The 26,276-nt window shown below is 60.0% G+C and carries 29 protein-coding genes; 10 read left to right on the top strand and 19 right to left on the bottom strand.

All coding sequences use genetic code 11. The annotated features are described in order from the left end of the window. Positions 1 to 66 precede the first annotated feature (66 nt). Positions 67 to 777, bottom strand: coding sequence for a VIT1/CCC1 transporter family protein (locus tag K3727_05670; GenBank protein UWQ92286.1), 711 nt, complete (start codon positions 775 to 777; stop codon positions 67 to 69). A 137-nt stretch (positions 778 to 914) separates the two neighbouring features. Between K3727_05670 and K3727_05665 the strand changes: the two genes are divergently transcribed. Beyond that, positions 915 to 1,346, top strand: coding sequence for a group III truncated hemoglobin (locus tag K3727_05665; GenBank protein UWQ92285.1), 432 nt, complete (start codon positions 915 to 917; stop codon positions 1,344 to 1,346). On the opposite strand, the gene K3727_05660 is transcribed toward K3727_05665, so the two are convergent. From K3727_05660 to K3727_05650, 3 genes are read right to left on the bottom strand one after another with little or no spacing between them, the layout of a single operon-like run. Next, positions 1,347 to 2,354 carry a TIGR01620 family protein gene (locus tag K3727_05660; GenBank protein ID UWQ92284.1) on the bottom strand — a complete coding sequence of 336 codons (1,008 nt, stop codon included), beginning with the start codon at positions 2,352 to 2,354 and terminating at the stop codon, positions 1,347 to 1,349. Next, positions 2,351 to 2,875, bottom strand: a complete 525-nt coding sequence (locus K3727_05655) for a GNAT family N-acetyltransferase (protein UWQ92283.1) — start codon at positions 2,873 to 2,875, stop codon at positions 2,351 to 2,353. Before K3727_05655 ends, K3727_05660 begins: the two co-directional genes overlap by 4 nt. Next, positions 2,872 to 4,287, bottom strand: a complete 1,416-nt coding sequence (locus K3727_05650; GenBank protein UWQ93278.1) for a YcjX family protein — start codon at positions 4,285 to 4,287, stop codon at positions 2,872 to 2,874. The genes K3727_05655 and K3727_05650 overlap by 4 nt, the downstream gene beginning before the upstream one ends. A 148-nt stretch (positions 4,288 to 4,435) precedes the next feature. On the opposite strand from K3727_05650, the gene truA reads away from it, so the two are divergent. Next, positions 4,436 to 5,203, top strand: coding sequence for a tRNA pseudouridine(38-40) synthase TruA (gene truA / locus K3727_05645; protein ID UWQ92282.1), 768 nt, complete (start codon positions 4,436 to 4,438; stop codon positions 5,201 to 5,203). A gap of 10 nt (positions 5,204 to 5,213) precedes the next feature. Here truA and K3727_05640 read toward each other — a convergent pair whose 3' ends face one another. Continuing rightward, positions 5,214 to 5,633, bottom strand: coding sequence for an Lrp/AsnC family transcriptional regulator (locus tag K3727_05640; GenBank protein UWQ92281.1), 420 nt, complete (start codon positions 5,631 to 5,633; stop codon positions 5,214 to 5,216). 104 nt (positions 5,634 to 5,737) lie between these two features. On the opposite strand from K3727_05640, the gene K3727_05635 reads away from it, so the two are divergent. Continuing rightward, complete coding sequence (locus K3727_05635; GenBank protein ID UWQ92280.1) at positions 5,738 to 6,049, top strand: cupin; 312 nt, start codon at positions 5,738 to 5,740, stop codon at positions 6,047 to 6,049. A gap of 9 nt (positions 6,050 to 6,058) precedes the next feature. On the opposite strand, the gene K3727_05630 is transcribed toward K3727_05635, so the two are convergent. Genes K3727_05630 through K3727_05610 form a run of 5 tightly spaced genes read right to left on the bottom strand, consistent with a single transcriptional unit; the run spans position 6,059 to position 10,891 of the window. Next, positions 6,059 to 7,522: an aldehyde dehydrogenase gene (locus K3727_05630; GenBank protein UWQ93277.1), complete on the bottom strand. Its 1,464-nt coding sequence runs from the start codon at positions 7,520 to 7,522 to the stop codon at positions 6,059 to 6,061. Between the two features lie 9 nt (positions 7,523 to 7,531). Continuing rightward, on the bottom strand, positions 7,532 to 8,569 hold the full coding sequence (locus K3727_05625) for an LLM class flavin-dependent oxidoreductase (protein ID UWQ92279.1): 1,038 nt from the start codon (positions 8,567 to 8,569) through the stop codon (positions 7,532 to 7,534). 9 nt (positions 8,570 to 8,578) lie between these two features. Next, entirely contained in the window at positions 8,579 to 9,508 is a 930-nt protein-coding gene (locus tag K3727_05620) for a flavin reductase family protein (protein UWQ92278.1), read from the bottom strand. Next, complete coding sequence (locus tag K3727_05615; GenBank protein ID UWQ92277.1) at positions 9,505 to 10,317, bottom strand: alpha/beta hydrolase; 813 nt, start codon at positions 10,315 to 10,317, stop codon at positions 9,505 to 9,507. Before K3727_05615 ends, K3727_05620 begins: the two co-directional genes overlap by 4 nt. Next, positions 10,289 to 10,891, bottom strand: coding sequence for an amino acid synthesis family protein (locus tag K3727_05610; protein ID UWQ92276.1), 603 nt, complete (start codon positions 10,889 to 10,891; stop codon positions 10,289 to 10,291). Before K3727_05610 ends, K3727_05615 begins: the two co-directional genes overlap by 29 nt. A 109-nt stretch (positions 10,892 to 11,000) precedes the next feature. On the opposite strand from K3727_05610, the gene K3727_05605 reads away from it, so the two are divergent. Together K3727_05605 and K3727_05600 are read left to right on the top strand one after the other, a co-directional pair. Next, positions 11,001 to 11,687: a GntR family transcriptional regulator gene (locus K3727_05605; GenBank protein ID UWQ92275.1), complete on the top strand. Its 687-nt coding sequence runs from the start codon at positions 11,001 to 11,003 to the stop codon at positions 11,685 to 11,687. Between the two features lie 3 nt (positions 11,688 to 11,690). Then, positions 11,691 to 11,978 carry a DUF1330 domain-containing protein gene (locus tag K3727_05600; protein ID UWQ92274.1) on the top strand — a complete coding sequence of 96 codons (288 nt, stop codon included), beginning with the start codon at positions 11,691 to 11,693 and terminating at the stop codon, positions 11,976 to 11,978. A 4-nt stretch (positions 11,979 to 11,982) separates the two neighbouring features. Here the strand turns inward: K3727_05600 and K3727_05595 are convergent, their stop codons facing one another. The 5 genes from K3727_05595 to K3727_05575 all read right to left on the bottom strand — a co-directional run bounded on the left by K3727_05595 (position 11,983) and on the right by K3727_05575 (position 17,762). Next, the gene (locus K3727_05595; GenBank protein ID UWQ92273.1) at positions 11,983 to 12,825 is read right to left on the bottom strand and encodes an isocitrate lyase/phosphoenolpyruvate mutase family protein; all 843 of its coding nucleotides are present in this window, start codon (positions 12,823 to 12,825) and stop codon (positions 11,983 to 11,985) included. Positions 12,826 to 12,895: 70 nt separating this feature from the next. Then, complete coding sequence (locus tag K3727_05590) at positions 12,896 to 14,131, bottom strand: acyl-CoA dehydrogenase family protein (GenBank protein UWQ92272.1); 1,236 nt, start codon at positions 14,129 to 14,131, stop codon at positions 12,896 to 12,898. Positions 14,132 to 14,366: 235 nt separating this feature from the next. Further along, a complete protein-coding gene (gene gcvH / locus K3727_05585; protein ID UWQ92271.1) occupies positions 14,367 to 14,726 on the bottom strand; it encodes a glycine cleavage system protein GcvH in 360 nt (119 codons plus the stop codon). Positions 14,727 to 14,956: 230 nt separating this feature from the next. Further along, positions 14,957 to 16,408, bottom strand: coding sequence for a glutamine synthetase family protein (locus K3727_05580; GenBank protein UWQ92270.1), 1,452 nt, complete (start codon positions 16,406 to 16,408; stop codon positions 14,957 to 14,959). A gap of 43 nt (positions 16,409 to 16,451) precedes the next feature. Beyond that, positions 16,452 to 17,762 (bottom strand): aromatic ring-hydroxylating dioxygenase subunit alpha, encoded by a 1,311-nt coding sequence (locus K3727_05575; GenBank protein UWQ92269.1) that lies wholly within the window; start codon positions 17,760 to 17,762, stop codon positions 16,452 to 16,454. A gap of 117 nt (positions 17,763 to 17,879) precedes the next feature. Here K3727_05575 and K3727_05570 point away from each other — a divergent pair, with 117 nt between their 5' ends. After that, a complete protein-coding gene (locus tag K3727_05570; protein UWQ92268.1) occupies positions 17,880 to 18,656 on the top strand; it encodes a helix-turn-helix domain-containing protein in 777 nt (258 codons plus the stop codon). Positions 18,657 to 18,666: 10 nt separating this feature from the next. Here the strand turns inward: K3727_05570 and K3727_05565 are convergent, their stop codons facing one another. Next, complete coding sequence (locus tag K3727_05565) at positions 18,667 to 19,023, bottom strand: hypothetical protein (GenBank protein ID UWQ92267.1); 357 nt, start codon at positions 19,021 to 19,023, stop codon at positions 18,667 to 18,669. A 156-nt stretch (positions 19,024 to 19,179) separates the two neighbouring features. On the opposite strand from K3727_05565, the gene K3727_05560 reads away from it, so the two are divergent. The 3 genes from K3727_05560 to K3727_05550 all read left to right on the top strand — a co-directional run bounded on the left by K3727_05560 (position 19,180) and on the right by K3727_05550 (position 21,632). Then, a complete protein-coding gene (locus K3727_05560; GenBank protein UWQ92266.1) occupies positions 19,180 to 20,085 on the top strand; it encodes a (S)-ureidoglycine aminohydrolase in 906 nt (301 codons plus the stop codon). A gap of 97 nt (positions 20,086 to 20,182) precedes the next feature. Beyond that, entirely contained in the window at positions 20,183 to 20,518 is a 336-nt protein-coding gene (locus K3727_05555) for a hypothetical protein (GenBank protein UWQ92265.1), read from the top strand. 127 nt (positions 20,519 to 20,645) lie between these two features. Continuing rightward, entirely contained in the window at positions 20,646 to 21,632 is a 987-nt protein-coding gene (locus K3727_05550) for a glyceraldehyde-3-phosphate dehydrogenase (protein UWQ92264.1), read from the top strand. 265 nt (positions 21,633 to 21,897) lie between these two features. Here K3727_05550 and K3727_05545 read toward each other — a convergent pair whose 3' ends face one another. The 3 genes from K3727_05545 to puuE form a co-directional block, all read right to left on the bottom strand. Continuing rightward, positions 21,898 to 23,325, bottom strand: a complete 1,428-nt coding sequence (locus tag K3727_05545) for a purine permease (GenBank protein UWQ92263.1) — start codon at positions 23,323 to 23,325, stop codon at positions 21,898 to 21,900. A gap of 72 nt (positions 23,326 to 23,397) precedes the next feature. Continuing rightward, positions 23,398 to 23,886 carry an ureidoglycolate lyase gene (locus K3727_05540; protein ID UWQ92262.1) on the bottom strand — a complete coding sequence of 163 codons (489 nt, stop codon included), beginning with the start codon at positions 23,884 to 23,886 and terminating at the stop codon, positions 23,398 to 23,400. After that, the gene (gene puuE / locus K3727_05535; protein UWQ92261.1) at positions 23,883 to 25,295 is read right to left on the bottom strand and encodes an allantoinase PuuE; all 1,413 of its coding nucleotides are present in this window, start codon (positions 25,293 to 25,295) and stop codon (positions 23,883 to 23,885) included. Before puuE ends, K3727_05540 begins: the two co-directional genes overlap by 4 nt. A 157-nt stretch (positions 25,296 to 25,452) precedes the next feature. Here puuE and uraH point away from each other — a divergent pair, with 157 nt between their 5' ends. After that, positions 25,453 to 25,809 carry a hydroxyisourate hydrolase gene (uraH, locus tag K3727_05530; protein UWQ92260.1) on the top strand — a complete coding sequence of 119 codons (357 nt, stop codon included), beginning with the start codon at positions 25,453 to 25,455 and terminating at the stop codon, positions 25,807 to 25,809. Positions 25,810 to 26,276 lie beyond the last annotated feature (467 nt).

Genomic DNA, 26,276 nt, shown 5'->3' with positions numbered 1-26,276 from the left:
CGCCGCTTCCTGACTGCTGTAACGCGCCTAACACTAGGCGGAAATAGCCGGGCGTCCAGCCCGGATCTATCCGTGAAACAGGGTACCAACCCCATAGGCCATCGCCGCTGCCGCGCCGCCAATTGCCAGTGTTTCCAGACCGGATCGCCACCAGGGTGCCAATGACCAGACGCTCTTCATCGCACCAATGGCAAAGAACACTGCCCCTGTCATCCAGGCCGACAGGGCAAATGCCCCTGGTAGCCCCAGAAGAAACGGCAAAAGCGGGATCATCCCGGCCACCAGAAAGGCTGCGAAGGTCGCCAAAGCCGCCCGCAACGGGTGCGGGTCGACACCCCCCATCCCATATTCGCCTTCCATCATCAGGTCGATCCAGCGATCCCGGTCGGCGGTGATTGCACGCGTCGCGTCTTCCAACACGTCCCCGGTCAGCCCCTTGCGCGTCAGGATTTCGCGGACTTCCTGGCGTTCACCTTCGGGATAGCGGGTTATGTGGCGGTCTTCCACCTGGCGCAGGCGGCGGATATTGTCCAGTTCGGCCTTGGTGCCAGAGTAATTGCCTGCTGCCATGGAAAAACCGTCGGCCAAAACATTCGCCAACCCCAAGGCCACGATTATGAACGGGGACAACCCGGCCCCCGCCACCCCTGCCACAATGGCAAAGGTGGTGACCGACCCGTCGATCCCGCCATAGACCAGGTCGCGCAACACGCCCCGACCGGGTGGTGATCCGATACGGGCGGCGATCGACTGGGGATCATGGCTGTGTTCGGGCATGGCTGGCTCCTGGAGGGCGGCTGGCGGTGCCGTTATCCTGCGCCAACGCCGAACCTGCGGCCTTGCGTCAGGTCAAAGCGGCTTTTCAACCGCCCCTGCGAGGCTTATGTCATCAGGACACAAAACAGGACCGCGTCATGACACATCCCGCCACTGACACGCCGCCCAATCCATTGCGAAAATTCGACATCACTGGTGATGAGATCGAACGGGTGGTGGGCGTATTTTACGCCCGCATCCGAACACATCCGACCCTGGGTCCCGTCTTTGCGGCCCATATCGGCGATTGGCCCAGCCACGAGGCCAAGATCGCCGGGTTCTGGCGCAATGCGATCCTGCGCGAAGGCAGCTATAACGGCAATCCGATGCGGGTTCATGTGTCCACCCCCGAGATTCAGGCCAGTCATTTTCCGATGTGGCTGGACCTGTTCTGTGAGGTGTTAAACGCCGAGCTGCCTGCCGAAATCGCGGTCCGTTGGGATGCGTTGGCGCGCCGGATCGGCGAAGGGTTTCGCATGGGGGTGGTGTCCATGCGCCAACCCAAAGACGCCCCTCCCACCCTGTTCTGATCAGGATGGGCTGCGATCGAACAGCCCCACCAACGCCCGTTTGATCACCGATTTGACTTTGGGCCGGTGCGGTTTGGAAAACGGCATCGGACGGCAAACTTCCATCGCTGCAATGCCAACGCGCGCGGTCAGGGCTCCGTTGACTACACCTTCGCCGAACCGGCGCGACAGCTTGGCCAGAACGGACCCGCCCAGCACCGATTCAAGCAGGTCATCGCCTATCGCCACTGCGCCGGTTGCCGCCAGATGCGCCAGAACTGCGCGCAGCAGACGCCAAGAGCCAAACAGGCCTGACCGCCCACCATAGATCTGAGCAATCGCGCGGGTCATCCGCAAGGCATTCAACAGCACAGCCACAACATCCGCCAAAGCCAAAGGCACCAAGGCGGTGACCGTGGCCACCTGTCGGGCGGCACGTTCGATCTCGATCAGAGCTGCACGGTCCAATGGTGCCAAAAGCTCGGTTTCCGCCAGGTCCAGCAAGGCGTCGGCGTCCAACACCTGATCCGCATGTTCCCGCCACCGTGCCCGCCCCCAATCCTGATCACTCCGCCCCTGATAGAACGCCGACAAACGGGTGCCAAAAGCCCGGGCAGCCGCGACATCTCCCACGGCAGCATCAGCCAGGGTTCGTAACGTCTCCACCCGACGCAGACGTGCCAGCGCCGCCAATTCGCGCACAGAAATGGCCACGGCCAGACCCAAAAGAACCCCGATCGCCCCTGCCACGGCCCATCCCAGAACCGGCCAGCGGTCCAACAGGCCGACAGCGAAATCCCAGGCCGCAACCCCGACGGCGGCCAGGATGATCGAAACCAGAAGTCCCCAGAACCAACGTGCCAGCCGCGATGGTCTGGTGCCGGCCATCTGCATCGCCACGGTTGTTGCGCCCGCACGATCAGGCCGCCCGGACAGGTTCAAGTCAGGCACGGGAGGAGCCGCTGCCACATCCACCTCCGGCGTGTCGTCGCTCTCGTCCAAATCGAACAGAACAGGCCCCTTGCTCACGGCTTTTTCTCCCTGGTTCTGGTGTCGGCCTCGGCCTTGGGCTTCGAACGGGCGTCCAACCGGATCTCCGGTGCCAAAACCATCGGCGCGGGCCAAACAAAGGCAAGATCCGGCAGGCCTTCGTCATTGGCGCTCCCGTCGCTTTGCCCCGTGACCACAAACCCTTCGCGCCGATAAAACCGCTGTGCCCCGATGTTGGCCTGAAACGCCCGCAGCGTCAGGCGTTTGCTCTGCGTCTTGGCATGATCCAGCAATAGCTTTCCCACACCCTTGCGCCGTCCATCGCGCAAGGTATAGAGGCCACAAATTTCTTCGCCGTCCCGAGCCAGAAATCCGATCACCTGCCCGTCGTCTTCGGCCACTGTGACCCACCCGCGGTCAATCATGGCACCACAAAAGGCAATGATCTCCGCCGATGTATACAGTTTTGGCATCCAGGCCGTGGATTCCTGGAACCGGTACAGGATATCTCCGGTCTCCCCCGCATCCGTGGGAAAGGCTGCGCGGATATGCAGGCTCATAACCGGTCTCCGATCAGGAACTCGGCGGCTCGGTCCAACCGAATATGCGGCGGCCCGTCACCCGGTTTCAGCGTCAATCTGGCGGGAGCAAACCGCATCGCCTGAAAGTCATTGTCAAGCCAGCCTTGGGCGCCTTCGCGCGCCGGTCCCAGCAGATGTGTGGGATCATCGGGCAAAGCGCCGGGGTAAAAGGCCGCCTGTTTTCCACTGTCCAACAGCGTTCCCCGCACACAGCCCAGATCGTGACCGTTGTGGGGGCGCATTTCTTCGGTCGTGGCACGCAGAGCGGCAAGTGCCATAGCCGACGTGGCCGCCCCGGCAAATCGCGCCCGTTCGCGGGCCTCCTGGGTCAGGGCTTCGATAATGGCCGTCAGCTGTGGATGCTGACTGTGGTGCAGATGGTCTGCCTTGGTGGCTGCGAACAGGATCTTCTCGACCCGTTTGCCGCGCACGAGCCGGGTGAGAAAGGCATTTCGCCCCGGGCGAAACGCACCCAGTATATCGGCCATGGCCCGACGCATGTCTTCGACGGCCTGCGGGCCGGAGTGGATGGCACCCAACGCGTCGACCAAAACGATCTGGCGATCAATCCGGGCAAAATGATCGCGAAAAAAGGGCTTTACCACACGGGATTTATAAGCTTCGAAGCGGCGTTCCATCTCGCGGTGCAGCGACTTTCGGACAGACCCCGTGGTGACCGGCAACGGCGCAAATGTCAGCGCCGGAGATCCCGCCAGATCGCCAGGCAACAGAAACCGACCAGGGGTGCAGTCATAAAAGCCTTCCTGTCGCGCCTGTGTCAGATACTGGGTGAACTGGCGGGCAAGCGTTTGTGCTGTTGGCTCCTCATGTTCGGCGCTCGGGTCGATCTGGCGGGCCAGCCCGATATAATCCTGCGCACAGTCGCGTTTGTCGATCCGGGTCAGGACATCTGTGGACCACGCGTCATAGCTGCGCTCTAGCAGCCCCAAATCCAGCAGCCATTCACCCGGGTAATCAATGATATCCAGATGGATGGTGCGCGGGCCTTGCAATCCCGACAACAGCCCAGAGGGCTGCACCCTCAGGCTGAGACGCAGTTCCGAAATGGCCCTTGTGCTGTCTGGCCATTGCGGCGTGTGTGACGTCAACGCCCCCAGATGTGTTTCATAATCGAACCGGGGCACTGTGACATCCGGCTGAGGTTGCAGAAAGGCAGCTTCGATCCGACCCTGACGCGCGGCTATCAGCTGCTGCATCCGCCCCCGCTTCAAAAGGTTGGCCACCAGCGAAGTAATGAACACGGTCTTGCCCGAGCGCGCCAATCCGGTCACACCCAATCGGATGGTCGGTTCGAAAAAGGTCTCGGATACGGTATCGCCCAGCGTTTCCACCCCGCGCATGACGTTGTCGGCAAGCGATGTGATGACCAATGTCGTGTCCCGTCCAAAATCCAATGCGCCCAAGATAGGGCGCACCGGCCCCAGTTACCAGTCCTAGCACAACGCAAAGGGGGGCGGCGCGCCCTTGCGATCTGCCTTCGGGGTTGCCCGGCACGTCCGCGCAGGCTAAGGCCCAATCATGCCACGTTACGCGATGAAAGTAGAATATCAGGGGGCGCCTTTTGCCGGATGGCAGCGCCAAAAGGACCAGCCGTCGGTGCAGGGTGCCATAGAAGCTGCCCTGGCCCGTCTGGAACCGCGCGACCATACGATTGCTGCCGCAGGGCGCACCGATACAGGCGTACATGGGTTGGGCCAGGTGGCCCATTGCGACATGACCAAGGACTGGGACCCGTTCCGCCTGTCCGAGGCGCTGAACTATCATCTGAAGCCCGCCCCGGTTGCCATCGTGGCCTGTGTCCGCGTTGACGATGATTGGCACGCCCGGTTTTCTGCCATTGAACGGCAATACCTATTCCGCATTCTGATCCGTCGTGCGCCCGCCACCCATGACCGGGGGCAGGTCTGGCAATTGGGCCATGATCTGGATGTTGATGCCATGCAGGAGGGTGCCAACCACCTGATTGGCAAACATGATTTCACCACGTTCCGCTCATCAATCTGTCAGGCGGCCAGCCCGCTCAAGACATTGGACGAACTGTCGGTTGAACGCGTGCAGGGGTTTTCTGGACCCGAAGTCCGGTTTCATGTTCGCGCCCGGTCGTTCCTGCACAACCAGGTGCGCAGTTTCGTAGGAACGCTGGAACGGGTTGGGGCCGGAGCCTGGGCTCCGAGTGATGTCAAAACAGCGCTCAAGGCCCGGGATCGCGCTGCCTGCGGACCGGTGTGTCCGGGACATGGGCTGTATCTGGCGCGGGTCGGCTATCCGTCAGATCCCTTCGCCTGATCACTGGCCCCTAGCGGCTTTGCAACACCATCTGAGACTGCGCCGCCCCAATCATCGGGTTGGCACCGATCCGGTCGTTCAACCGCGTCAGCTCCTCGGGAGAGGCCAGTATGGCATGCACAATGGCGTCAATTTCCCCGGAAATCGAAAACACATCTGTCACCCCCACCAGGGATGACAGCCAATCCAACGCCGGATCACACGGGCGTTCTGCAATCTGAACAAATATCACCACCCGAATTCCGGTCACCGTGTCCGGAGCTATGACAGGTCTGTATCCCAGCAAAAGACCGGCAGTTTCCATCCGGGAAATTCGGTCCTGAACCGCCGTGCGGGACAGCCCGATGGCCCGACCGATGGCTGCGGCGCTGGTGCGGGCGTCGCGTTCCAGCACGGCGAGAATGCGTTTGTCTGTCCGATCAGGTTGCATACACCATTTCCCCCGTTTCGCAGGCCTGTTCCGTCGGTTCGCAATCTGGGGGCAGCAGAAATTCCTGATAGGTTGCGCAGACAGATCAGCAGCAGGATAATCCAATGCGAAAAATTGTTCCAACCGAGTTTTCCGCCAATGTCGCCTGGGGCGCTTGTGATATTGAACGGATTAATGATGCCAGCATTCGGCTGCATTGGACCGATGCGCCATATATCTGGCACATCAATGACGGGCCCGAGGTTTTTGTCGTTCTGGACGGCCAGGTAGACATGCACACCCGCCAGAACGGGCAGGAGCAGATTGTGCAGTTGAACGTAGGCGATATCTTTCACGCGCGGGACGGGGACGCACATATGGCGCACCCGCGCGGGGTCGCGCGGGTGTTGGTCATTGAACAGGCCGGCAGCGTCTGATGTGATGGCTCAGCGCATCACAAAAGGGTCCGGGATCGGATCGTCGCTGGTGCGCAGCCACACCGCCTTCATCTTGGTGTAATCCAGCGCCGCCTGCAGCCCGCCTTCGCGTCCGTGACCGGACAGGCCGTGACCGCCAAAGGGCGCGATCGGGCTGACCGCGCGATAGGTGTTGACCCAGACAATCCCGGCCTGAATGCCCCGGATCATCCGATGCGCGCGGGTCAGATCGCGGGTAAACACCCCCGAGGCCAGGCCGAATTCGGTGGTATTGGCAATTTCCAACGCTTCGGTTTCGTCCTCGAAGCCCAGAACCGACAGTACCGGACCAAAGAATTCATTGGTGATACAGGCCGCATCCGGCGCGTCAGCACAATCCAGAATGGTAGGCGGAAAATAAAACCCCGGTCCGTCAATCGCGGCCCCGCCCGTGACCAGACGGGCACCCTGCTCCACCGATTGCGCGATCAACGCGACTGCGTTGTCCCGCTGTCGCGCGGTACACAGCGGCCCGACCTCGGTTGCCATATCATCAGGGGCCCCAATGACCACCTTTTGCGCCTTTTCGCACAAACGCGCGAGGAATTCGTCCTTGATCGAATTCTGGACAACCAGCCGCGAGCCGGCGACACAACTTTGGCCAGTGGCGGCAAAAATCCCCGACACCTGCGCATTCACAGCGCTGTCCAAATCGGCATCCTCGAACACGATAAACGGGGATTTTCCGCCCAGCTCCAGCGAGGTGGAAGCCAGGTTCTCCGCCGAATTGCGCACGATGTGGCGCGCTGTCGACGGCCCACCGGTGAATGCCACATGGGCGACCTTTGGGTGGCTCGACAGGGCAGCACCCACTTCGGGGCCCCCTGTGATAATGTTCAACACACCCGCTGGAAATCCGGCCTGATCAAAGATGCGGGCAAACTCCAGCATCGGGGCCGGGCCATCCTCGGACGCCTTGAGCACCACAGTACAACCCGCGGCCAGCGCAGGACCAATCTTGACCGCTGATAGAAACAGCTGTGAATTCCACGGAACGATCGCCGCGACCACCCCCAAAGGCTCCCGGCGCAACCAGACCTCCATGTCCGGTTTGTCGATCGGCAGATGCGCGCCTTCGATCTTGTCGGCGAGCCCTGCGTAATAGCGGTAATACTCCGCGACATAGGCGATCTGGGCGCGGGTTTCACGGATGATCTTGCCTGTGTCGCGGGTTTCCAGCTCAGCCAACCGCAGCGCATTTTCAGCCACTAAATCGGCCAGTCGCAATAACAGTTTGCCCCGCGCAGACGCCGTCATTCCCGCCCATTCGGGCGAGACAAACGCATTCTGCGCGGCCTCGACAGCGGCATTCACCCCTTCCACACCCGCCTCGGGCATCATGGCCCAGGTCTGGCCGTCAGCCGGATCAATGCTGGGAAACTGAAAGATCCCCGCCGAGAACACACCGCCGATATACTGCTGAAACTGTTGCATCATCTGTCCTTAGTCAAAGGCTGGCATCACATCGCTGATAAAGCGTTCCAACGAAGCTTTTTTGCGCTCAAAGCTCATCGAGCTGTCGATCCAGAACGAATATTCATCATAGCCCAACGCTTCGTACCCTTTGAGCCGGTCGATCACCGTGCCCGCTTCGCCAATCACCAAATCGCGTTTCATCGCCTCGGGGGAATAGAATGGATGTGCGGCGATGTCCTCGTCCGACAGCGGATCAATCAAACCCTGCGAGATCTCGCGCTTGTTCATGAACCAGGCACCAAAATAGTTGTAAAACCGGTTAAGCTCGACCGCGCCCAACTCAACATCCTCGGGGCTGTCGGCCACATAGGTATGTTGCAGCAACATGATCTTGGGCCGTTTCACATTCGGGTGTTTGGCGCAGGCATCGTTGAACTTCTCAATCAGCTCGGCGATTTCACCGTCCCCTTTCCACAGCGGCGTCACCTGGACGTTGCAGCCATTGGCCACGGCAAAATCATGGCTGTTGGGGTCACGCGCCGCGACCCAGATCGGCGGGCCATCCGCTTGCACCGGTTTGGGCGATGACGTGGTTTTCGGGAAACTGTGGAATTCACCCTCCTGTGCATAATCCCCCTTCCACAGGTTTTGAACGGCCGGGATCAGCTCGCGCATGCGCTGGCCTGCTTCCCAGGCATCCATGCCTGGCATCATGCGTTCGTATTCAAAGCTGTAGGCGCCCCGCGCAATGCCCAGGTCCAGGCGGCCTTGGGTGATGATATCGGTCAGCGCCGCCTCGCCGGCCAGACGGATCGGGTGCCAGAATGGCGCAATCACAGTGCCAGTCCCCAAGCGGACGTTTTGGGTTTTGTTGGCCAGATCCACCAGATTCAGGAATGGATTGGGAGAGATGGTGAAGTTCATCCCATGATGTTCCCCGGTCCAAACCGCATGCATCCCGCCTGCATCAGCGATTTTGCACAATTCGACGAATTCGTCATACAGACGCTTCTGGTCATCTTCCGGAGATATGCGCTCCATATGCGCGAACAGGGAAAACTTCATTGGTCTTGCTCACTTGTCAGAGACGATCGGGCGGACCTCGCCGCGGATCTGGTTGCCATAATATACCCCGAAATTGCCCATGCGGCTTTCCCGGGCAAACCGTTCCAGCATGGTGCACATGGCCGGGTCAGCAATGTCCATCAGCGTGGTTTCGGTCAGGTCGGTAAAAACCCCGCGCGAGGGCGAACCCTCGGCGGCCTGGCATAGAAACGAGATATGTTGGTGTTCGCGCGCTTCGTCTTCGTAAACGGAATAGATGAACCCGGGCTGGGCCGTGATGCCGATCCCGTCGATCAGCTGTTTCAATGTGGCGGTGGCCCCGGCCTTGCCCACGGGCATTTCGGGCAAGGTCAGACGCCCATGTCCATTGTCGGTCAACAGGATTTTACCGTCGCGTTCGATCAGGGCCGAAATCAGCAGATCGGCCTTGTTGTTCACCGCTTTGGCCTCAGCCGCCGGTGTCACATAAGCCCCTTGGGCGTATCCCAGCCCCGGCGCAGTCGATGTTTCGAACGCCTGAACCTGACCGATCAGGATCAGATGGTCCCCGGCTTCGACCGTTTTGAACATCGAACAGTCAAACCAGGCCGACACGCCATCAAACACTGGTGACCCCTGCGGACCAAACTGCCAGTCGACTGCGGCAAAACGATCGTCAACCGGGCGGGCAAAGGTGTTGGAGACTTCCTTTTGCCCCTCGGACAGGATGTTGACGGCAAACCCATTCGCCGTGGAAAAAGCCGCATAGTTACGCGACGTGTTTGCCAAACAGATCGACACCAATGGCGGGTCCAGCGAAACCGAAGAGAACGAATTGGCCGTAAACCCCAACGGATTGCCGTCACCGTCGCGGGTCGTCACCACGGTAACTCCGGTCATGAAGGCACCATAGGCATTGCGCAAAGCGCGGGGATCGAAACAGGCTTCTTTGTCGGTCATGCTGCGTCCTTTCCGGTCGCGGGCGTTTCCAGCCACTCCCGCAGGGCATCCGTCACGGCATCAGGGTCCGTCAGATTGACCATATGCCGATGTCCGGCCAAAACAACCGCCCGCCCGTTTTGCGCGGCCTCGGCCATGGCGTGGGCCATCGCGGGTGTCGAATTCGGATCCCCATCCCCGGTCAGCGCCAACAGCGGGCAGGCAATGGAAGAAAACCGGTCGGCATAGGTGCTGTCACCAGCGGCAAAGGCTGCATATGCAGTGGCATATCCGTCAATATCGACGGACGACAACCACCCTGCCACCTTGTCCAGGGCGGCTTGCTCGATCGGACTGTCGCCAAACCAGCGTTTGAGCGGAGTTTGCAAGTCAAACCGACCTTTGCGAATATCCTCGGCGCGCGCGACGACGGCCTGTCGCGCCTCGGTCGACCGGCAGAAAACCCCGTTCAGCAACGCCACCCGCGCGACCTTGTCAGGGTGACACGCTGCATAGCCACCCGCGATCATCGCGCCCATGGAATGACCAGCCAGATTGACAGGCCCAAGACCCAGGGCGGTCAAGACCGCATCCAGCCAGGCCACAAAGACGGGCAGATCCGCGTCTGCGGCCACAGGGTCACTGCCCCCATGCCCCGGCATGTCCAGCGCAATCACCCGATGGGTTGCCGACAGGGCGTCCATCTGTGGCCCCCAGGCCGCCGATTGCATGCCGACCCCGTGGATCAGCACGACCGGCGCGCCCTGCCCGGCCACCCGATAGGCGACCCGACCAAAGGGTTCAGACAGCTGCAGGATTGTCGACGTCATGGCCCAGATCCTTGAGATCCTGATAGCGGTCTCCGATGCGGTGATGCGGGCGTCCGCCAATCGATGCGCCCAGCGCCACCACGATTTCATCCGGACCCGGCGCATCAGCGACTGACAGTTGAATGGTCAGGTAATGGCTGCGTCGCCCCCCGTCATTTTTGTCCATCAGCGGGATGTGCAGTGGCGCGTTGGCCGGGCCACGTGTGTTGGTGAACGACAGATAAGATTTTGCACCCACCGCCTCGCGATAGAAATTGCCAAACCGCAGAGTGTGGATCAGGGCCGAGCCATGTTCAACCTCGCCATTCACTCCGACGATGGCGGACTTGCCGTAACCTTCGACCTTGTCGCCGCCCCCGGCGGCCTCAATGACCATACCGGTCAACAACTCGCCCAAACCGGGCGCACAATCGTGGATCGCCGGTTTTAGGTCGTCAACAAACCCCTGCCCCGCCCAAGGGTTCCGGATCACCGCCACCGCTGCAATCATCTTCAACGGCACTGGCGCGGCCTTGCCCCCTTCGATCAGGGTTTCTTCGACATGGAGCAGCGTCTTGCGGATTTCGGCGGGCATTTCGGCACCTTTTTGAGAAACGTGATTCTGTTGACGTAAGATGGTATACCATCATACCATATGTCAATATCAACTTGTCCCACCCTGACCCCGCTGCTATCCCGTTCCTATGTCAAACCCGCCCCTGACCAAGATCGAACACCCCCCCGCCACCCTGCGCGACATCGTGCAGGACCGGATGCGCGAGGCGATCATTGATGGCCATTTCAAGCCCGGTGATCGGCTGGTGGAACGCCCCCTGTGTGATCAATTGGGGGTCAGTCGCACGGTGATCCGCGAAACCATCCGGTACCTCGAAGCCGAAGGGCTGGTCGAAATCCTGCCCGGTCGCGGCCCGATCGTCGCCAGGATGAGTTGGGACGACGCCCGCCAGATCTATGACATCCGACGCATGTTGGAGACCGCCGCCGCGCGCACCTGTGCCAAACGGATGACGCCGGAACTGGGCAGGCGATTGGAACAGGCGCTGGACCAGCTCAAAGCCGGATTTGACGAACAAACCCCCGGCGCGTTGTTCCGGGCCACAGCCGGGTTTTATGCGGTAATCTTTGACGGTGCCGGTCACAATGTGGCTTGGGAAATCGTCCAACGTCTGAATGGGCGGATCAGCCGGTTGCGAATGATGACCCTATCCACACAGGACCGCAGCCAACCCGGTCCGGCGCACATGCGGGCGATCTGTGATGCGATCCTGTCGGGTGACGCGGATGCTGCGCAGACCGCCGTCAACAACCACCTGGACGACGCCACCGCCGTGGCTGAACGCCTGCTGGCCAACGCCCCGAAAGAAAGCTGAACAATGCCCAAAGCCTATTGGATCGCCAATGTCTCGGTCACCGACCCAGACGCCTACGCCGGATACCAGGCCATCGCGCCCGAGGCCTTTGCCAAATTCGGAGCGCGGTTTCTGGCCCGTGGCGCGGCGGTGGCGCTGGAAGGGCGGGACTGGCACCGCCGGGTGATCATCGAATTCGACAGCATTGATCAGGCCCGTGCATGTTATGACTCGGCCGAATACAGGGCCGCGCGGTCCCAACGCGCCGGGGCATGTGACGCCGACATCGCCATCATCGAAGCAATGGATTGATGATCTACTGGCGGTCCGGGGCTTTGCCCTGCTCCATCAGTTGCGCCAGTTCTGCACCCGGGTATCCGTCGGCAGCATAAGAGAATGTCCCTGTCTCACGCACTTCCAGCGCGGCGCGGCGCAGCGCGCCCAATGCGGCCCGCGCCATGGAGCCGCCAACGCTGATCCGCTTGACACCGACCTTGGACAGCTCCTCCACGCTATAGGTTGGCCCTTGCAACCCCATCACGACATTCACCGGCTTGTCCACAGCGTTGCAAACGGTCCGGATCGCATCCAGATCCGGCAGACCGGGAGCATAAAGCACATCCGCGCCGACGTCACAAAACGCCTGAAGCCGTCGGATCGTATCGTCCAAGTCGGGACGCCCCCACAAAAAATTTTCGGCCCGCGCGGTTAGCAGGAACGGGCGTCCTTTCGCCGCCTCTACTGCCGCAGCAACCCGGTCTGTGGCCTCGGACAACCCATAAATCGGGGCCGTTTCATCGCCCGTGGCATCCTCGATTGATCCCCCTACCAGCCCGATATCACAGGCCAGTGCTATCGTGTCTGCACAGGCCTGTGGAGATGCGCCAAACCCATCCTCCAGATCAGCCGATACCGGCAGATCAGTGGCCGCAACGATCCCAGCGGCATTTATCAGGATTTCGTCGCGTCCCAACCCGGCAAAGGAATCTCGCTTGCCTGTAGAGAATGCATACCCCGCGCTGGTGGTGGCCAGAGCATCGAACCCCAGAGCATCCAATATCCGCGCCGACCCCGCATCCCACGGGTTGGGCATGACAAAGGCCGTGTCGGCGAAATGCAGGGCTTTGAAACGATCGAATTTTTCGGTTTGCGTACGCATAAGGGCCTCCTGATCTACTCAGAGGACCCTTAACATAGATCAGAACATTTCGGGAACAAAAATGCCCATGTCAGACTTTTTCCTGGGTGTATTTTCTCAATTCACCGCGGGCCACTTGACGGCGATGCACCGCATCCGGCCCATCGGCCAGCCGCAAGGTGCGCACATGTGTCCAGGCAATGCCCAGCGGCGTGTCCTGGGATATGCCCTGCCCGCCATGCATCTGCACCGCCTCATCAATCACTTTCAATGCAACCCGGGGTGCCACGACCTTGATCTGACTGATCCAGGGGGCCGCCGCACGCGCATCGCCCTGATCCATATACCAGGCCGCTTTGAGACACAGCAGACGGGCCATTTCGATTTCCATCCGGCATTCGGCGATGATGTCGTAATTCGCGCCAAGATGGGCCAGCTTCTTGCCAAAGGCCTCGCGCTGCAGCGATCGGCGACACAGCCGCTCCAACGCTGACTCGGCCTGTCCGATGGCGCGCATGCAATGGTGGATGCGGCCGGGCCCCAAACGTCCCTGTGCAATCTCAAAACCCCGTCCTTCGCCCAAGAGGATGTTCTCCGCTGGCACCCGCACATTCGTAAACCGCATGTGCATGTGACCGTGAGGTGCATCGTCATGGCCATAGACTTCCATTGGCCGCAGCGTCTCGATGCCGGGGCTGTCGGCTGCCACAACAATCATCGACTGGCGTTTGTGCACTGGCAAATCGTCGCCGCCGGTCTTGACCATGACGATATACACCTTGCAGCGCGGATCCCCAGCGCCCGACGCCCACCATTTTTCGCCATTCAGCACATAGTGATCACCATCGCGCACACAGGACATCGAAATATTGGTTGCGTCGGAACTGGCCACATCCGGTTCCGTCATCAGATAGGCCGACCTGATCTGCCCGTCCAGCAATGGCTCCAGCCACTGTTTTTTCAGCCCGTCACTGCTGTATCTCTCGAACACTTCCATATTGCCGGTGTCGGGCGCTGAACAGTTGAACACTTCAGCACCCAAGGGCGTCTTCCCCATTTCCTCGGCGAAATAGGCATATTCCACAGTGCTCAACCCAAAGCCGCGGTCACTGTCCGTCAACCAGAAGTTCCACAACCCTTCAGCCTTGGCCTTCGCCTTCAATCCTTCCAGGATCTCAGTCTGGCGGGCAGTGTACTGCCAGCGGTCGCCCTTGGCGATTTCCGCTTGATATTCTTCTTCCAGCGGCATGATTTCATCCCGCACCATGACGGCCACGCGATCCAACAAAGCGCGATTTTCCGCGCGCATCCCAAAATTCATATCCATGTGACCGCAATGCCTCCAACCAAAACTGCGAACCCGCGCTCGCCTGTGCTGTCTGCACGATGGCGCATCCCGGTCCGGGCTGTCTACCCGCGTGACGGAACGTTATTCCGCACAGTGGAAGCGCAAATGTCACCCCACGCGCCCACGGTTTTTCGTCTCTTGCAGAGAGACGGAAAACTCAAAACAGCGACGGGCCCCGCAGGGCCCGTCTCCGTATTCCTGAAATCGCTGCGGTTCAGGCGATGAAATCGTTATAGGCCGCTTCGTCCATGTAATCATCCATCGGCGACATATCCGAAACCTTCATCTTGAAAAACCACGCGTCCCCGGTTGGGTCTTCATTGACCTTGCCCGGGCTATCAATCAATGCCTCGTTCACTTCGACGATTTCACCATCCAGAGGTGCCAGAATATCAGAGGCCGCCTTGACGCTTTCGATCACCACGATTTCTTCGTCTTTGGTTACTTCGGTTCCCGCCTCTGGCAATTCGATGAATACCACATCGCCCAGCTGCTCTGCCGCATGGGCCGAAATGCCCACTACCATCAGATCGCCTTCGGGCAGCAGCCATTCGTGTTCTTCGGTGTATTTCATGATTAGGAGATCCTTCCTGTTTCCTGCGCCGTCCCGCAAAGAACCGGGAGGCGTGGGGTCTTTTGTCTCGTGCAGGCCAGACCTGCAAATGATAAAGTTCCGGGGCATATGGTAAATTTCAGGAGCCGCCACCCCCCCGTATGCACAGGCATACGGTAGTGTCACGTTCTCAACCTCACAAGAGCAAATGCAATCGTCGCACAGCGCTTTGCACAGGCCCGAAGCGCCGGTCAAAGAAGGTTGAAATACTCTGCCTGCTCCCACTCGCTGACCGTGGCCAGATAGCGGTCCCATTCGAACCGTTTCAATTGCACCAGATAATCGACACAGTGATCACCCAGGGTCGTGCGGAACAGCTCGGACTGGTCGAATGCGGCAATCGCGGCACCCAAACTGGTAGGCAGCCGGTCGGCCCCATCGTCATATGGTGTCACCGTCGGTGCGGGGGCGACCCATCCCTTGGTCACCCCATCCAGCCCGGCAATCAATTGCGCTGCAATCGCCAGATGGGGATTGACGGCACTGTCGGGTGCACGGTTTTCGATCCGGCTGGCCGGGTTCCCGGCATCCATCAATGCCCGCAGCATGGTGCCCCGGTTGTCCCGCCCCCATTGCACCCGATTGGGGGCCAGCTGAAAGGGTTGATAGCGCTTGTAGCTGTTCACCGTGGGAGCGATCAGCACCGAAGCCTGCTGGGCATGGGCCAGCAACCCGGAGATCCAGGCGCTTGCATGAACGCTCAGCTCATCTCCGGATTCGGGCATGAACAGATTGCGCCCCGACGCAAGATCCCGCAACGATTGATGCACGTGCCAGCCGTTGGCGGCGGAATTCTCCAGCTTGGGTTTGGGCATAAAGCTGGCATGCAGCCCCTGTGAGGCACAGACCTGTTTGACCAGGCTGCGGAACATCACCATGGCATCCGCCTGGGTTATCGGGTCCGAAGGCTCAAAGGTGAACTCAAACTGGCTGGGGCCCATCTCGATCTCGACAGATCGCACCGCCAGCCCAATCCCTTGGGCCGCACGTCGCAGATCGTCCAGGATGGCCTCGGCCTCGCCATAGCGGGCATCGGTCAGAAACTGATAGCCTTGGGTCAGATTGCGCGTCTGCACTGGCGCGCCAGGCATGGTCGAAGACGCATGATCACAGGCATCATCCACCCGCTGGAAGATGTGAAATTCAACCTCCAACCCGATTGTGGCCCCCAGCCCCTGATCCGCCAACCGGTCCACAGCGCGGGACAGGATCGTACGGCTGGCAAAGGGCACAGGGCGACCATCCGGATACACCACATCACACAGCACCCAGGCCGAATGCAAAGACCAGGGAAGCGTCCGAAATGTTGCCGGATCCGGTACCAACAACACATCACTGGCCCCCTGCATCATGCCTCCGCCCACACCGGCATCCTCGGACCAGACTGGAAAGGCGGTGCGGTGCGACGTATCCTTGAGCAGCAGTGTCGAAGGCACCTTCATGCCATTGGCGAATGTGCTGGCCATGGCACCTGCCACCAGCGTCTTGCCCCGCAAGATCCCGTGTTGATCGGCAAAAAGCACCCGAACGGTTTCAATGCCGTCCTGTTCGAGACGCGAAAGAACCTCGTCAATGGCCGCGCGTCTGTGTTGCGAACACAGCCCCATGCGGGCCAACGCACCCGATGCCTGATCGTCCTTCATCCCGCAGTCCCCCTACTTGTGCTGTTGTTATAGCGTGGTTCGATCAGATTTGCGCGTCCCACGGACAGGCGTTCCGGCGCGCGGCATCGCTCTCGCACGTCGCCTGCTCCAGGTCGCCATTATCGGCCAAAGCATCGTTGGAAACCGGGCCGACAATGGCCGTCACATCGCCACGCATCGGCAGATCTGCATCGCGCCCCTCCTGGACCGCAGCAATGGCTGCGCGCAGCCGGCGGCGATTGCGGATGATGCCCACATCGGTCTTGCCCAGATGTTCTGCGGTTCGGTCCTGAATGGCACCCATGCTTTCCACCGCCCATTGATCGTGCACGTTGATGTCCAACCCCATGCCGGTATAGGTTTCTGTCGCCTGTTCGCTGGCGTCATATCCATAATTGTTGCGGGCATTCTTGCGGGGCGCATAGCTGGGCAGCTCATGCTCCTTGAGCCGCTGTTGCCGCATCAGATCCTTGTCCACGGGTTTGTCAAAGCTGGTGAACATCGAATACCAGTAACAATTTTCGTCGTCGATCGGCACATGCCATTGCGTAATCGTCATTTCGCGCGACATCGGAATACAGATCGCTTCAGGGAAAATCTGGTTTGTGACCCGGACATGGGTGCGCCCATCGTCCAGGTGGCGCAGCGCGGTCAGCTTCAGACCATAGTCTGTGTCCTCAACCTCGATATCCGGGCGCGGGTATTCGCGCAGCAACCGGGTCATCGGGATATCGGTATTGGCCGCCTTGTCGCGGAATTGTTTGCCATAGCTGTCGGCCGGATCTTCGTCCTGCAGGAACCGATGCAAAAAGGACGCGTGTGCCGGATCAATGCCAACTTCCAGCGCCTGCAGCCAATTGCACTCCCATAGCCCCTTGAACGCGAACACATGGGTTGTCGGCGCGCGAAAACAATCGAAATTCGGGAAATCAGGCGGCGTGCCCGGCCCCATATAGGCCCAGATGATGCCGTTCTTTTCAACCACCGGATAGGCGGGGGTGGTGATCTGTTCATGCATGCGCGAACCTTCGGGCTCGCCGGGTTGTTCCACGCATTGGCCCGTGCGGTTAAAATGCCAGCCGTGAAACGGGCAGCGCAAACCATTGTCTTCGAGCCGACCGTAACACAGGTCCACACCACGATGCGGACACCGCCGCCCGATCAGCCCCAGTTCCCCGGCGCTGTCCCGGAACAGCACAAGGTCTTCGCCCAACAGCCGCACAGGTACAACCGGTCGACCCTGGTCCAGTTCATCAACCAATGCGGCAGGTTGCCAATAGCGGCGCAGGACTTCGCCCGCGTCCGTCCCCGCTCCGACACGTGTCAGGCTGTCGTTGAGTTTCTGGCTGATCATGGCTGCCCCCCGGATTGACAAATGTTCGTATTGCGCACAATGTGATCCATATACGACCACATTGACCACCGCGCCCTTGCCCTGTCAAGCGAGTCGGCACTGGTGGTGGAGACACTTATGCCGACCACACCCCAAGACCGGAATATTTCTGCCAGCTTTGCCAAAGGGTTGGCTGTACTGGCCTGCTTTGATGGGGGGGCTCCGTCATTGACCCTGGCTGATCTGGCCCGTTTGACTGGACAGGATCGGGCCACGACGCGGCGTGGAGCTTTGACGTTGGTCGCCCAGGGATATCTGCGTCAGGACGGGCGGGCGTTTTCATTGGCCCCCCGGGTGTTGGCCTTGGCGGGAGGATTCCTGCAGGCCAACCAATTCGGCCGCTTGGTCCAGCCGGTTCTGAACCACCATGCGCGGCACTTGGGGGCCGAGATCACTCTGGCAACATTGGATCAGGATCGGGTGTTGTTATTGGCGCAATCGACAGTCAGCGACGGGCCTGTGTCCTATGGGTTTACTGTTGGATCGCATTTGCCGGTGCTGCATACCAGCCTGGGACGAATGTTGCTGGCCAGCGCGCCCGACTGGCTGGTTGACGCAACGCTGATAGCTGGGGCGCAGGTCACCCACACCTCCCAATCACTGCGCGATCCGAATGCCATTCGCGCCCAAATTCACACAGCGGCACAAACCGCCCAATGTATCACCTGCGGAGAATTCGAACCCGGCATTACCGGATTCGCCGTTCCAGTGGCAAGTCGAGGCCCAACACCTTTGGTCGTGGGCAGTTCAAGCCCCGATAGCACGATGGATCGCGCCAGCCACCAAGCGATCTGTGATCTGTTGCACACCTGTGCGGCGGATCTGAAACATGCGGGTGTGCCGCACAGACCCTGAGACCAAAACGTCAGGGTTGCAGTTGCCAGGTTCCATCGGCGCCCTGGCACTGACGTGTGCGCAGCGGCAGCCCCTGTTCGCGCCCATTGGGATAGGTGCTGTGCAGCAAGGTCGCGCAAGAGCCCGAACGCTTCTCCAGCTTGACCACCCCATGCGAGCCGGTTTTTGGATTGTTCCATGTCGCCGTCGCGCCAATGGCTGTGCCCGCAGCGGCGTACAAAGATCGGGACGCACCCCCCATGGCATCAAGATCCTCGGGTGACAGGCCGCTTGTGGCCAACATCCGAGACAGGGATTTGGCTGTTCCAGCTTCGGGCAGACCAAACACCGCCAAAGACATGATCATCGCTACGGCCAAGCGTTTCATTTCCAAACTCCAATCACGAAACAATAATTCCAGCCCAAGGTGCCATGGTGTTGGCGGCAATGTCCATGCCCAAAACCGTCCCTCCCCGAGGTCTGCGCTTGGCTAATACTCGGCTAAAACTCGGCCACCTGGCTGATCTTCAAAAAATTGCGAAGAATGCTATCGCGCCAAACCGCCTTGGATCCCACCTGTGTTTCCCAGCATGATCACGCAACTCGAAATACCCGGAGAACCTGCGTGAGCCAGTACCATACCCCAACCGGCGGTTTGCCCGGTCAGACCCAGCTTTTGACCGATCGTGCCATTTTTACTGACGCCTATGCGGTGATCCCTCGGGGCACAATGCGGGACATTGTGACGTCTTTTCTGCCAGGGTGGACGGGAATGCGCATGTGGGTGATCGCCCGCCCGATGACCGGGTTTGCCGAGACCTTCTCCCAGTACATAGTCGAATTGCAACCGGGTGGCGGGTCCGAGCATCCTGAAACAGACCCAGCCGCGCAGGGTGCGGTGTTCGTGACTGCGGGCCAGATTGTCCTGACCGTTGATGGGGGTCAGACGACGTTGGACCCCGGCGGCTTTGCCTATCTCCCGGCAGGCAGCACCTGGCAGATCCGGAATTCCGGCCCCGAGGCCGCCGGTTTCCATTGGATCCGCAAGATCTGGCAAGAAGCGCCTGGGATCGACAAACCCGAAGCCTTCTTTGCCAATGAACGTGACATTGCCCCGAACGCAATGCCCGATACCAATGGCGTCTGGGCCACAACCCGGTTCATGGACCCTGACGACCTGCGCCATGACATGCATGTGACGGTGGTCACCTTCGAACCGGGCGGTGTGATCCCGTTCCTGGAAACCCATGTTATGGAACACGGTCTGTTCGTGCTGGAAGGCAAGGCGGTTTACCGGCTGAATGGTGATTGGGTCGAGGTCGAGGCCGGCGATTTCATGTGGCTGCGCGCCTTTTGCCCACAGGCCTGTTATGCGGGTGGGCCCGGTCGTTTCCGCTATTTGCTGTACAAGGACGTCAACCGCCACATGCCGCTGGGTTTGGCACGTTGACCCACACCCTGTGGTTGAAAACGATGTGACCTGAAAAATTGCGTTTCCATTGCATCCGGTTATACTGCTGTCATTGCTGAAAAAAACGAGGTGACACATGCGTATAATCGGTATGGCTCTGGCTATGTCACTGGCCTGCAGCAGCGTGTCTGCTGGGGAATTGTTTCAAAACCTGAAGGACGACGGCATCAGCGTCAATGTCTGGGGTCGCACCTGGACCGTCGCGGCGGTCGACGACATGCCCGACTATTACAGCGCCACCCGCGCGCCCTATGGCGTTGATGGGCTGAACCCTTATGGCCCGCCAGCACGTACACGCACACATCAGGCGATGCGCGCCTACAAGGGGGCCACCGGGTGCAAGGTGGATTTCCCCTCCATGTATCAGCTGATCAGCGGTGTCTTTATGGCAAAGCTCGTCTGCCTCAGGTGACCTGATCCACACCTGACGGCCTGTACAACGGGCCGCCTGGGCGGTGGAGATTTGGTACAATTCAGCCAGCGTATCAGCGGGTCGCTTTTCATTGAGGTCCGTCAGAACCCCTGCCATAGTTTCGCACATGAAACTGGCTATCAATGGATTCGGACGGATCGGTCGCGCCATCTTGCGCCAGATCCTGACCACGCCCCGCGGTGACGGCATAGAGGTGGTGCGTATCAACGATATCGCACCTTTGGACATGTGTGCCTATCTGTTCCAATATGACAGCACATTTGGTCCCTTCCCGCACCCGGTCGACCATGGGGACAATGCCCTGCGCGTTTTGGGTCGCACCATCGCAATGAGCCACGAACCAGACCTGACCAATGTTGATTTGAGCAGCGTGGACGTGGTTCTGGAATGCACCGGCATCGCACGCACATCCGACGTCGCAGAACGCGGCATCTCTGCGGGGGCACGCAAGGTGCTGATTTCGGGGCCGTCACCGGCGGCCGAGATAACCGTGGTTCTGGGCGCGAACCATGAACGCCTGAATGGCGCGCGGATCGTGTCGAACGCCTCTTGCACCACCAATGCGCTGGCACCGCTGGTCCGATTGATCGACGAGATCGCCGGAATCGACAGTGCCCATATGACGACGATCCACTGTTACACCAATTCGCAACCGATGGTGGATGCTCCGCGCGGCGATTTTGCCCGCTCCCGTGGCGGAGCGCTATCGATGGTGCCGACCACCACCTCGGCCACCCATCTGATCGACGAGGTGCTCCCCCACCTCAAGGGCCGCATCAGCGGCGCCGCCTTGCGGGTGCCCACGGCCAGCGTCTCTGCGGTGGATCTGATTGTCCGGGTCAACCAGCCAGTCCAAGAACCGGAACTGATGCACGCCCTGCAATCCGGTGTTGCCGCCTCTGATGTTCTGGGGTGGACCGATCAGCCATTGGTGTCCTCGGACCTGCGTGCAAGACCGGAATCTTTGGTCATTGCAGGCCCTGAAACCCGTCTCGTGGGGGATCGGCAAATGCGGGTGTTTGGCTGGTACGACAATGAATGGGGGTTTTCTGCCCGCATGTTGGACGTCGCCAGACATATGGCTGCCAACTAAAGCTGGCGACATGGTGGTTGGCCGCCACAGAATGCCCCACCCAAACTCCCAAGCCAATGTCAAAGCCATCCCCGCATCACGGGTGCGATAACGGAAGACAGAACCACCCGCTATCCAAATGCGTTCCGCTTTCCGATGACAATCGACCCGCGGTGATCACAGCGCCACAGCGCATGGGGACTCCCATGCGCTGCCTGGCCCAACGGCCGGGTTTGTTTGAAAAACAATCCCGGCGGGCGGGAGCCCACCGTTGCTGATCGACGACCTAGTCCCGAGGCAAACTGCCTGTTCCGCGACCGGCCATTCCCCCCGAAACTTCTTCCGTGGATTCTCCAGCCAATTCATCTGGCAGGATCAGGTTCAATACGATGGCGATCACAGAGGCAGGCAACAGGCCGCTGGTCATCAGGATCCGCAACGTATCCGGCAGATGCTGAACCGCGCCCGGCTCCAGTTGCAGTCCCAGCCCGATCGACAGGGAAATCGCAAAGACAACCATGTTTCGTCGGTTCCAATCGACGTCGGACAACATGGAGATCCCGGCCGCAACCACCATGCCAAACATCACGATCACCCCGCCCCCCAGAACTTCGATGGGGATCGTACGGATGATCGAGCCGACTTTGGGCACCAGCCCGCACAGGATCAGAAACAGCGCTCCGAATGTCACCACGTGCCGGCTCATCACGCCCGTCATCGCGATCAACCCGACGTTCTGGCTGAAGGATGTATTGGGAAAAGCGCCGAACAGACCTGCCACCGCCGACCCCACACCATCGGCATAGGTTGCGCCTTCGATTTCGCGGTCCGTGGCTTCGCGCCCAGCGCCACCTTTGGTGATCCCCGAGACATCCCCGACGGTCTCCACCGCCGAGACAAAGGCCATCAGACAGAATCCAATGATGGCAGCTGCCGAGAATTCAAACCCGTATTTGAACGGAACGGGCAACGCAAAGGACGCGGCGCGGCTCCAGCTTGTTCCGATGGCTTCAAACGTGACCATGCCCACCAACAGCGCGTAGATATAGCCAGCGATCAGACCCAGCAGCACAGCCGAAACAGACAACATGCCACGGGTAAAGAACTTGAGCCCCAAGGTCACCACGATCACGACCAAAGCCGCAGACCAGTTGAGCAGCGACCCGTATTCGGGTGTACCAATCGCGGGAACACCTCCGGCGGCATATTGAATACCGACCTTCACCAGCGCCAAGCCGATCATTGTCACCACCAGCCCGGTCACCAGCGGAGGAAGTGCAAATCGAACCTTTCCGATCACCAACCCCAAAAGCGCGTGAAAGAGCCCGCCAATAACGACCCCACCAAACAGCGCAGCCAGTGCATCAACGCCCTTGCCCGCCACCAGCGGGATCATGATCGGCAAAAACGCAAAGCTGGTTCCCTGGACAATCGGCAGCGCGGCTCCGACCGGCCCGACCGTCAAGGTCTGCAAAAGGGTCGCAACCCCGGCAAACAGCATCGACATCTGGATCAGGTACAAAAGCTCCGGAAAATCCGGAGAGTTGGACCCAAAGCCAAAGCCGGCGGCTCCTGCCACAATGATGGCAGGGGTGACATTGGAGACGAACATGGCCAGTACATGCTGGATGCCCAATGGAATTGCCTTGTGCAAGGCAGGTGTATAGTTGGGATCACGCAGCTGATCCGGCGTCCCAATCGAAGTATCGGCCATGGTTCACATCTCCCTGTTGGTCCATGGGGGTCTTGCCGCTTCTTTTTGATTTTGTATTGGCGGCCTCGAACTTCAGGAGCGCACAACGACATAGGGTGCGTCGAACCAATGCTCCTGAAGATTTTCGCCGGGACCGATCCGGTCCACAACGGCAAACAGTCCGGGAGCGTGCAATGGGGTCAGCACCCCATGCCAGGTGCCCCGGTGGAAATTGATCGCCTGCCCCGGCTCGGTCTCGAACGCCAGCGGCGTGCCAGGGTGCCCGTCACAATCGGGGGCAACAATAACCAGAAACGGGTGCTGCGACATCGGGATAAAGGCCTGAGACCCCTCCGGGTGACGCTCGACCAGTTCCAATTCATAGGGCAGCGCCCGCGGGTTGGCGTGAAACAGGCTCAACCCGGCCCGCCCATCGACAAAATCCAGCCCGGCCCGATCATGATACCGGCCACATTGCCCCTGATTGATCAGCTTATCCGGCGGGCCTGTACACTCTATCAAGTCGCCAAACGGGGCGAAGGCCTGTGCTGAAATCGGTTGGATCCGAATGTGCTGGCTCATGATGGCAAGATATCCCGCAGCCGGACTTCGGCGATCCGCTCGACTTGACGGCAGGCCTCGGCAAATTCGGTCTCTCGTGTTTGGTTGATCCGGCGTTGAAATGCCGATTGAATCGATGCCTTGTCATGATCGCGAACGGCGATGATAAAGGGAAAGCCGAACTTACTCACATACTCTTGATTAAGTTCGGTGAATGAGTGGCGTTCTGCATCTGTCAGCGCATCCAGCCCGGCCGAGGCCTGCTCGGACGTGCTTTCTGCGGTCAACCGTTTGGCCTGAGCCAGCTTACCCGCAAGATCCGGATGCGCATTCAGAACACCCAGCCGTTCGGCTTGGGTGGCAGAACGGAACATGCGGCACAGCGCATTGTGCAATCCCCCTGCCGTGTCATGTGCCGGTCCCAATTCCAATTCAAAGGCCCGCTCGGCAATCCAGGCGGAATGTTCAAATACCCCGCCATAGTTGGCGACAAAGCTCTCCTGGTTCATCTGGCTGGGTCGTACCCGTTCGATCGGAGGGTGCAATGCGGCCCAATGTTCGGCGATGTCCAGACGTGTCGCAAACCACACATCCGCATGCGATTGCGCGTACTCCAAGAACCGTTTGAGCGCCATGACACGACCCGGGCGCCCGACCAGCCGACAGTGCAGACCGATGGACAGCATCTTAGGGGCCCCTTCGGAGCCTTCCTGATACAGCGCGTCAAAGCTGTCCTTGAGGTAGGAATAGAATTGGTCACCCGAATTGAACCCCTGCGGTGCAGCAAAGCGCATATCGTTGGTGTCCAGCGTATAGGGAACGATCAATTGCTGGCGGTCCCCGACCTCCATCCAATAGGGCAGATCATCTGCATAGGTATCGGCCACATAGTCAAATTGCCCGGTTTCGGCCGCCAGACGCACCGTCTGATCCGAACACCGGCCCGTGTACCAGCCGCGCGGTGCCTCGCCCACCACTTCGGTATGCAGGCGAATGGCTTCCCGTATGTGGTCTGCCTCTTCCTCGGCTGGCGTATCGCGGTAGTCAATCCATTTGAGACCATGAGAGGCGATTTCCCAACCCGCCTCCTTCATCGCATTCACCTGATCCGGGGACCGCGCCAATGCTGTTGCCACACCATAAACCGTGACCGGCAGGTTCCTGAGCAGCCGGTGCAGCCGCCAGAACCCGGCCCGTGATCCGTATTCATAGATCGATTCCATGTTCCAATGGCGCTGGTTGGGCCAGGGCTGGGCTCCCACGATCTCGGACAGGAATGCTTCGGACGCCGCGTCTCCGTGCAAGAGGCAGTTTTCACCGCCTTCTTCGTAGTTCAGCACAATCTGGACAGCAATTTTTGCGCCTCCCGGCCAGCTTGCCTGGGGAGGGGTGGCTCCATAGCCGATCATGTCACGCGGGTATCTGGTCATACTGTTCTCCGAAGTTCCAAACCTTAATATGACAGAAGATCACCGAGGTTTTTCAAAAATTCCGAAAAACACTGTCGTGCAACATGGGTTTGTGATGATGATCCGGTTCAGGCACACCAATAGACAAAACCCACATTGGGTCAGGAAAGGAAAACGGATGAGCGGATATCTGACCACGCATGTTCTGGACACGGCGCGGGGCTGCCCGGCCAATGGGCTGCGCATTGAATTGTACCGCTGGACCGGCGAGACGCGGGTCAAGATGGGTGAAATGGACACCAATGACGATGGCCGGACAAACGCGCCTATTTTGGACGTCGCCAGCTTTGAAACCGGGCAGTATGAACTGGTTTTTCACGCCGGTGACTATCTGCGGGAAAGTGGCCAGGCTGCGGCCGAGCCCATGTTTCTGGACATTGTTCCAATCCGGTTTGGCATGAACGATGCAACCGCCCACTACCATGTGCCGCTGCTGCTCTCTCCTTATGGATACTCAACCTATCGCGGCAGCTGATCCCGGGGGGCTCCCGCCCCATCATGCAGCATCAAAGAGGCCGCAGGCTGCGTTGGGCCGGGCACCGCGTGCGGTGCACGCGGTGCGGGTCGGATGGTGCCGTCAGGCGCAATTCGAAACTCGGTGCAGCCCGCCCCCCGACAACTACGAAATTCGCCGCCGCTCCCTCGGAGCCCCAAAGGCTCGGTTGGGTCCGATATGAGAAATCCTGACAACCGACCGGACCCGCGCCAGCCCGCAAAAGCGAGGGAAAGAAAACCGCCCGGGCCGAACTCTGCGCTTCCCAATCCGGCCAGATCAGAACTCCTGGTCCGATGAAGCTGTTGGGATATGGTCGGATTGCGCCGTGGTCCCTTCTGCCACCTTGTCAGCACAAAGGCAAAACCAGTCCTTGCGTCCCTGACGTTATAGCTGTGCTCCATCCAGACGGTTCGGAACCCCGGCACGGTTACCGCGGCGCAGGTTCA

This window comes from Rhodobacteraceae bacterium M382 (assembly GCA_025141015.1).
Classification (GTDB): domain Bacteria; phylum Pseudomonadota; class Alphaproteobacteria; order Rhodobacterales; family Rhodobacteraceae; genus Aliisedimentitalea; species Aliisedimentitalea scapharcae.
The sequence above is the reverse complement of the archived record's forward strand: the minus strand, read 5'-3'. Positions and strand labels throughout refer to the sequence as shown.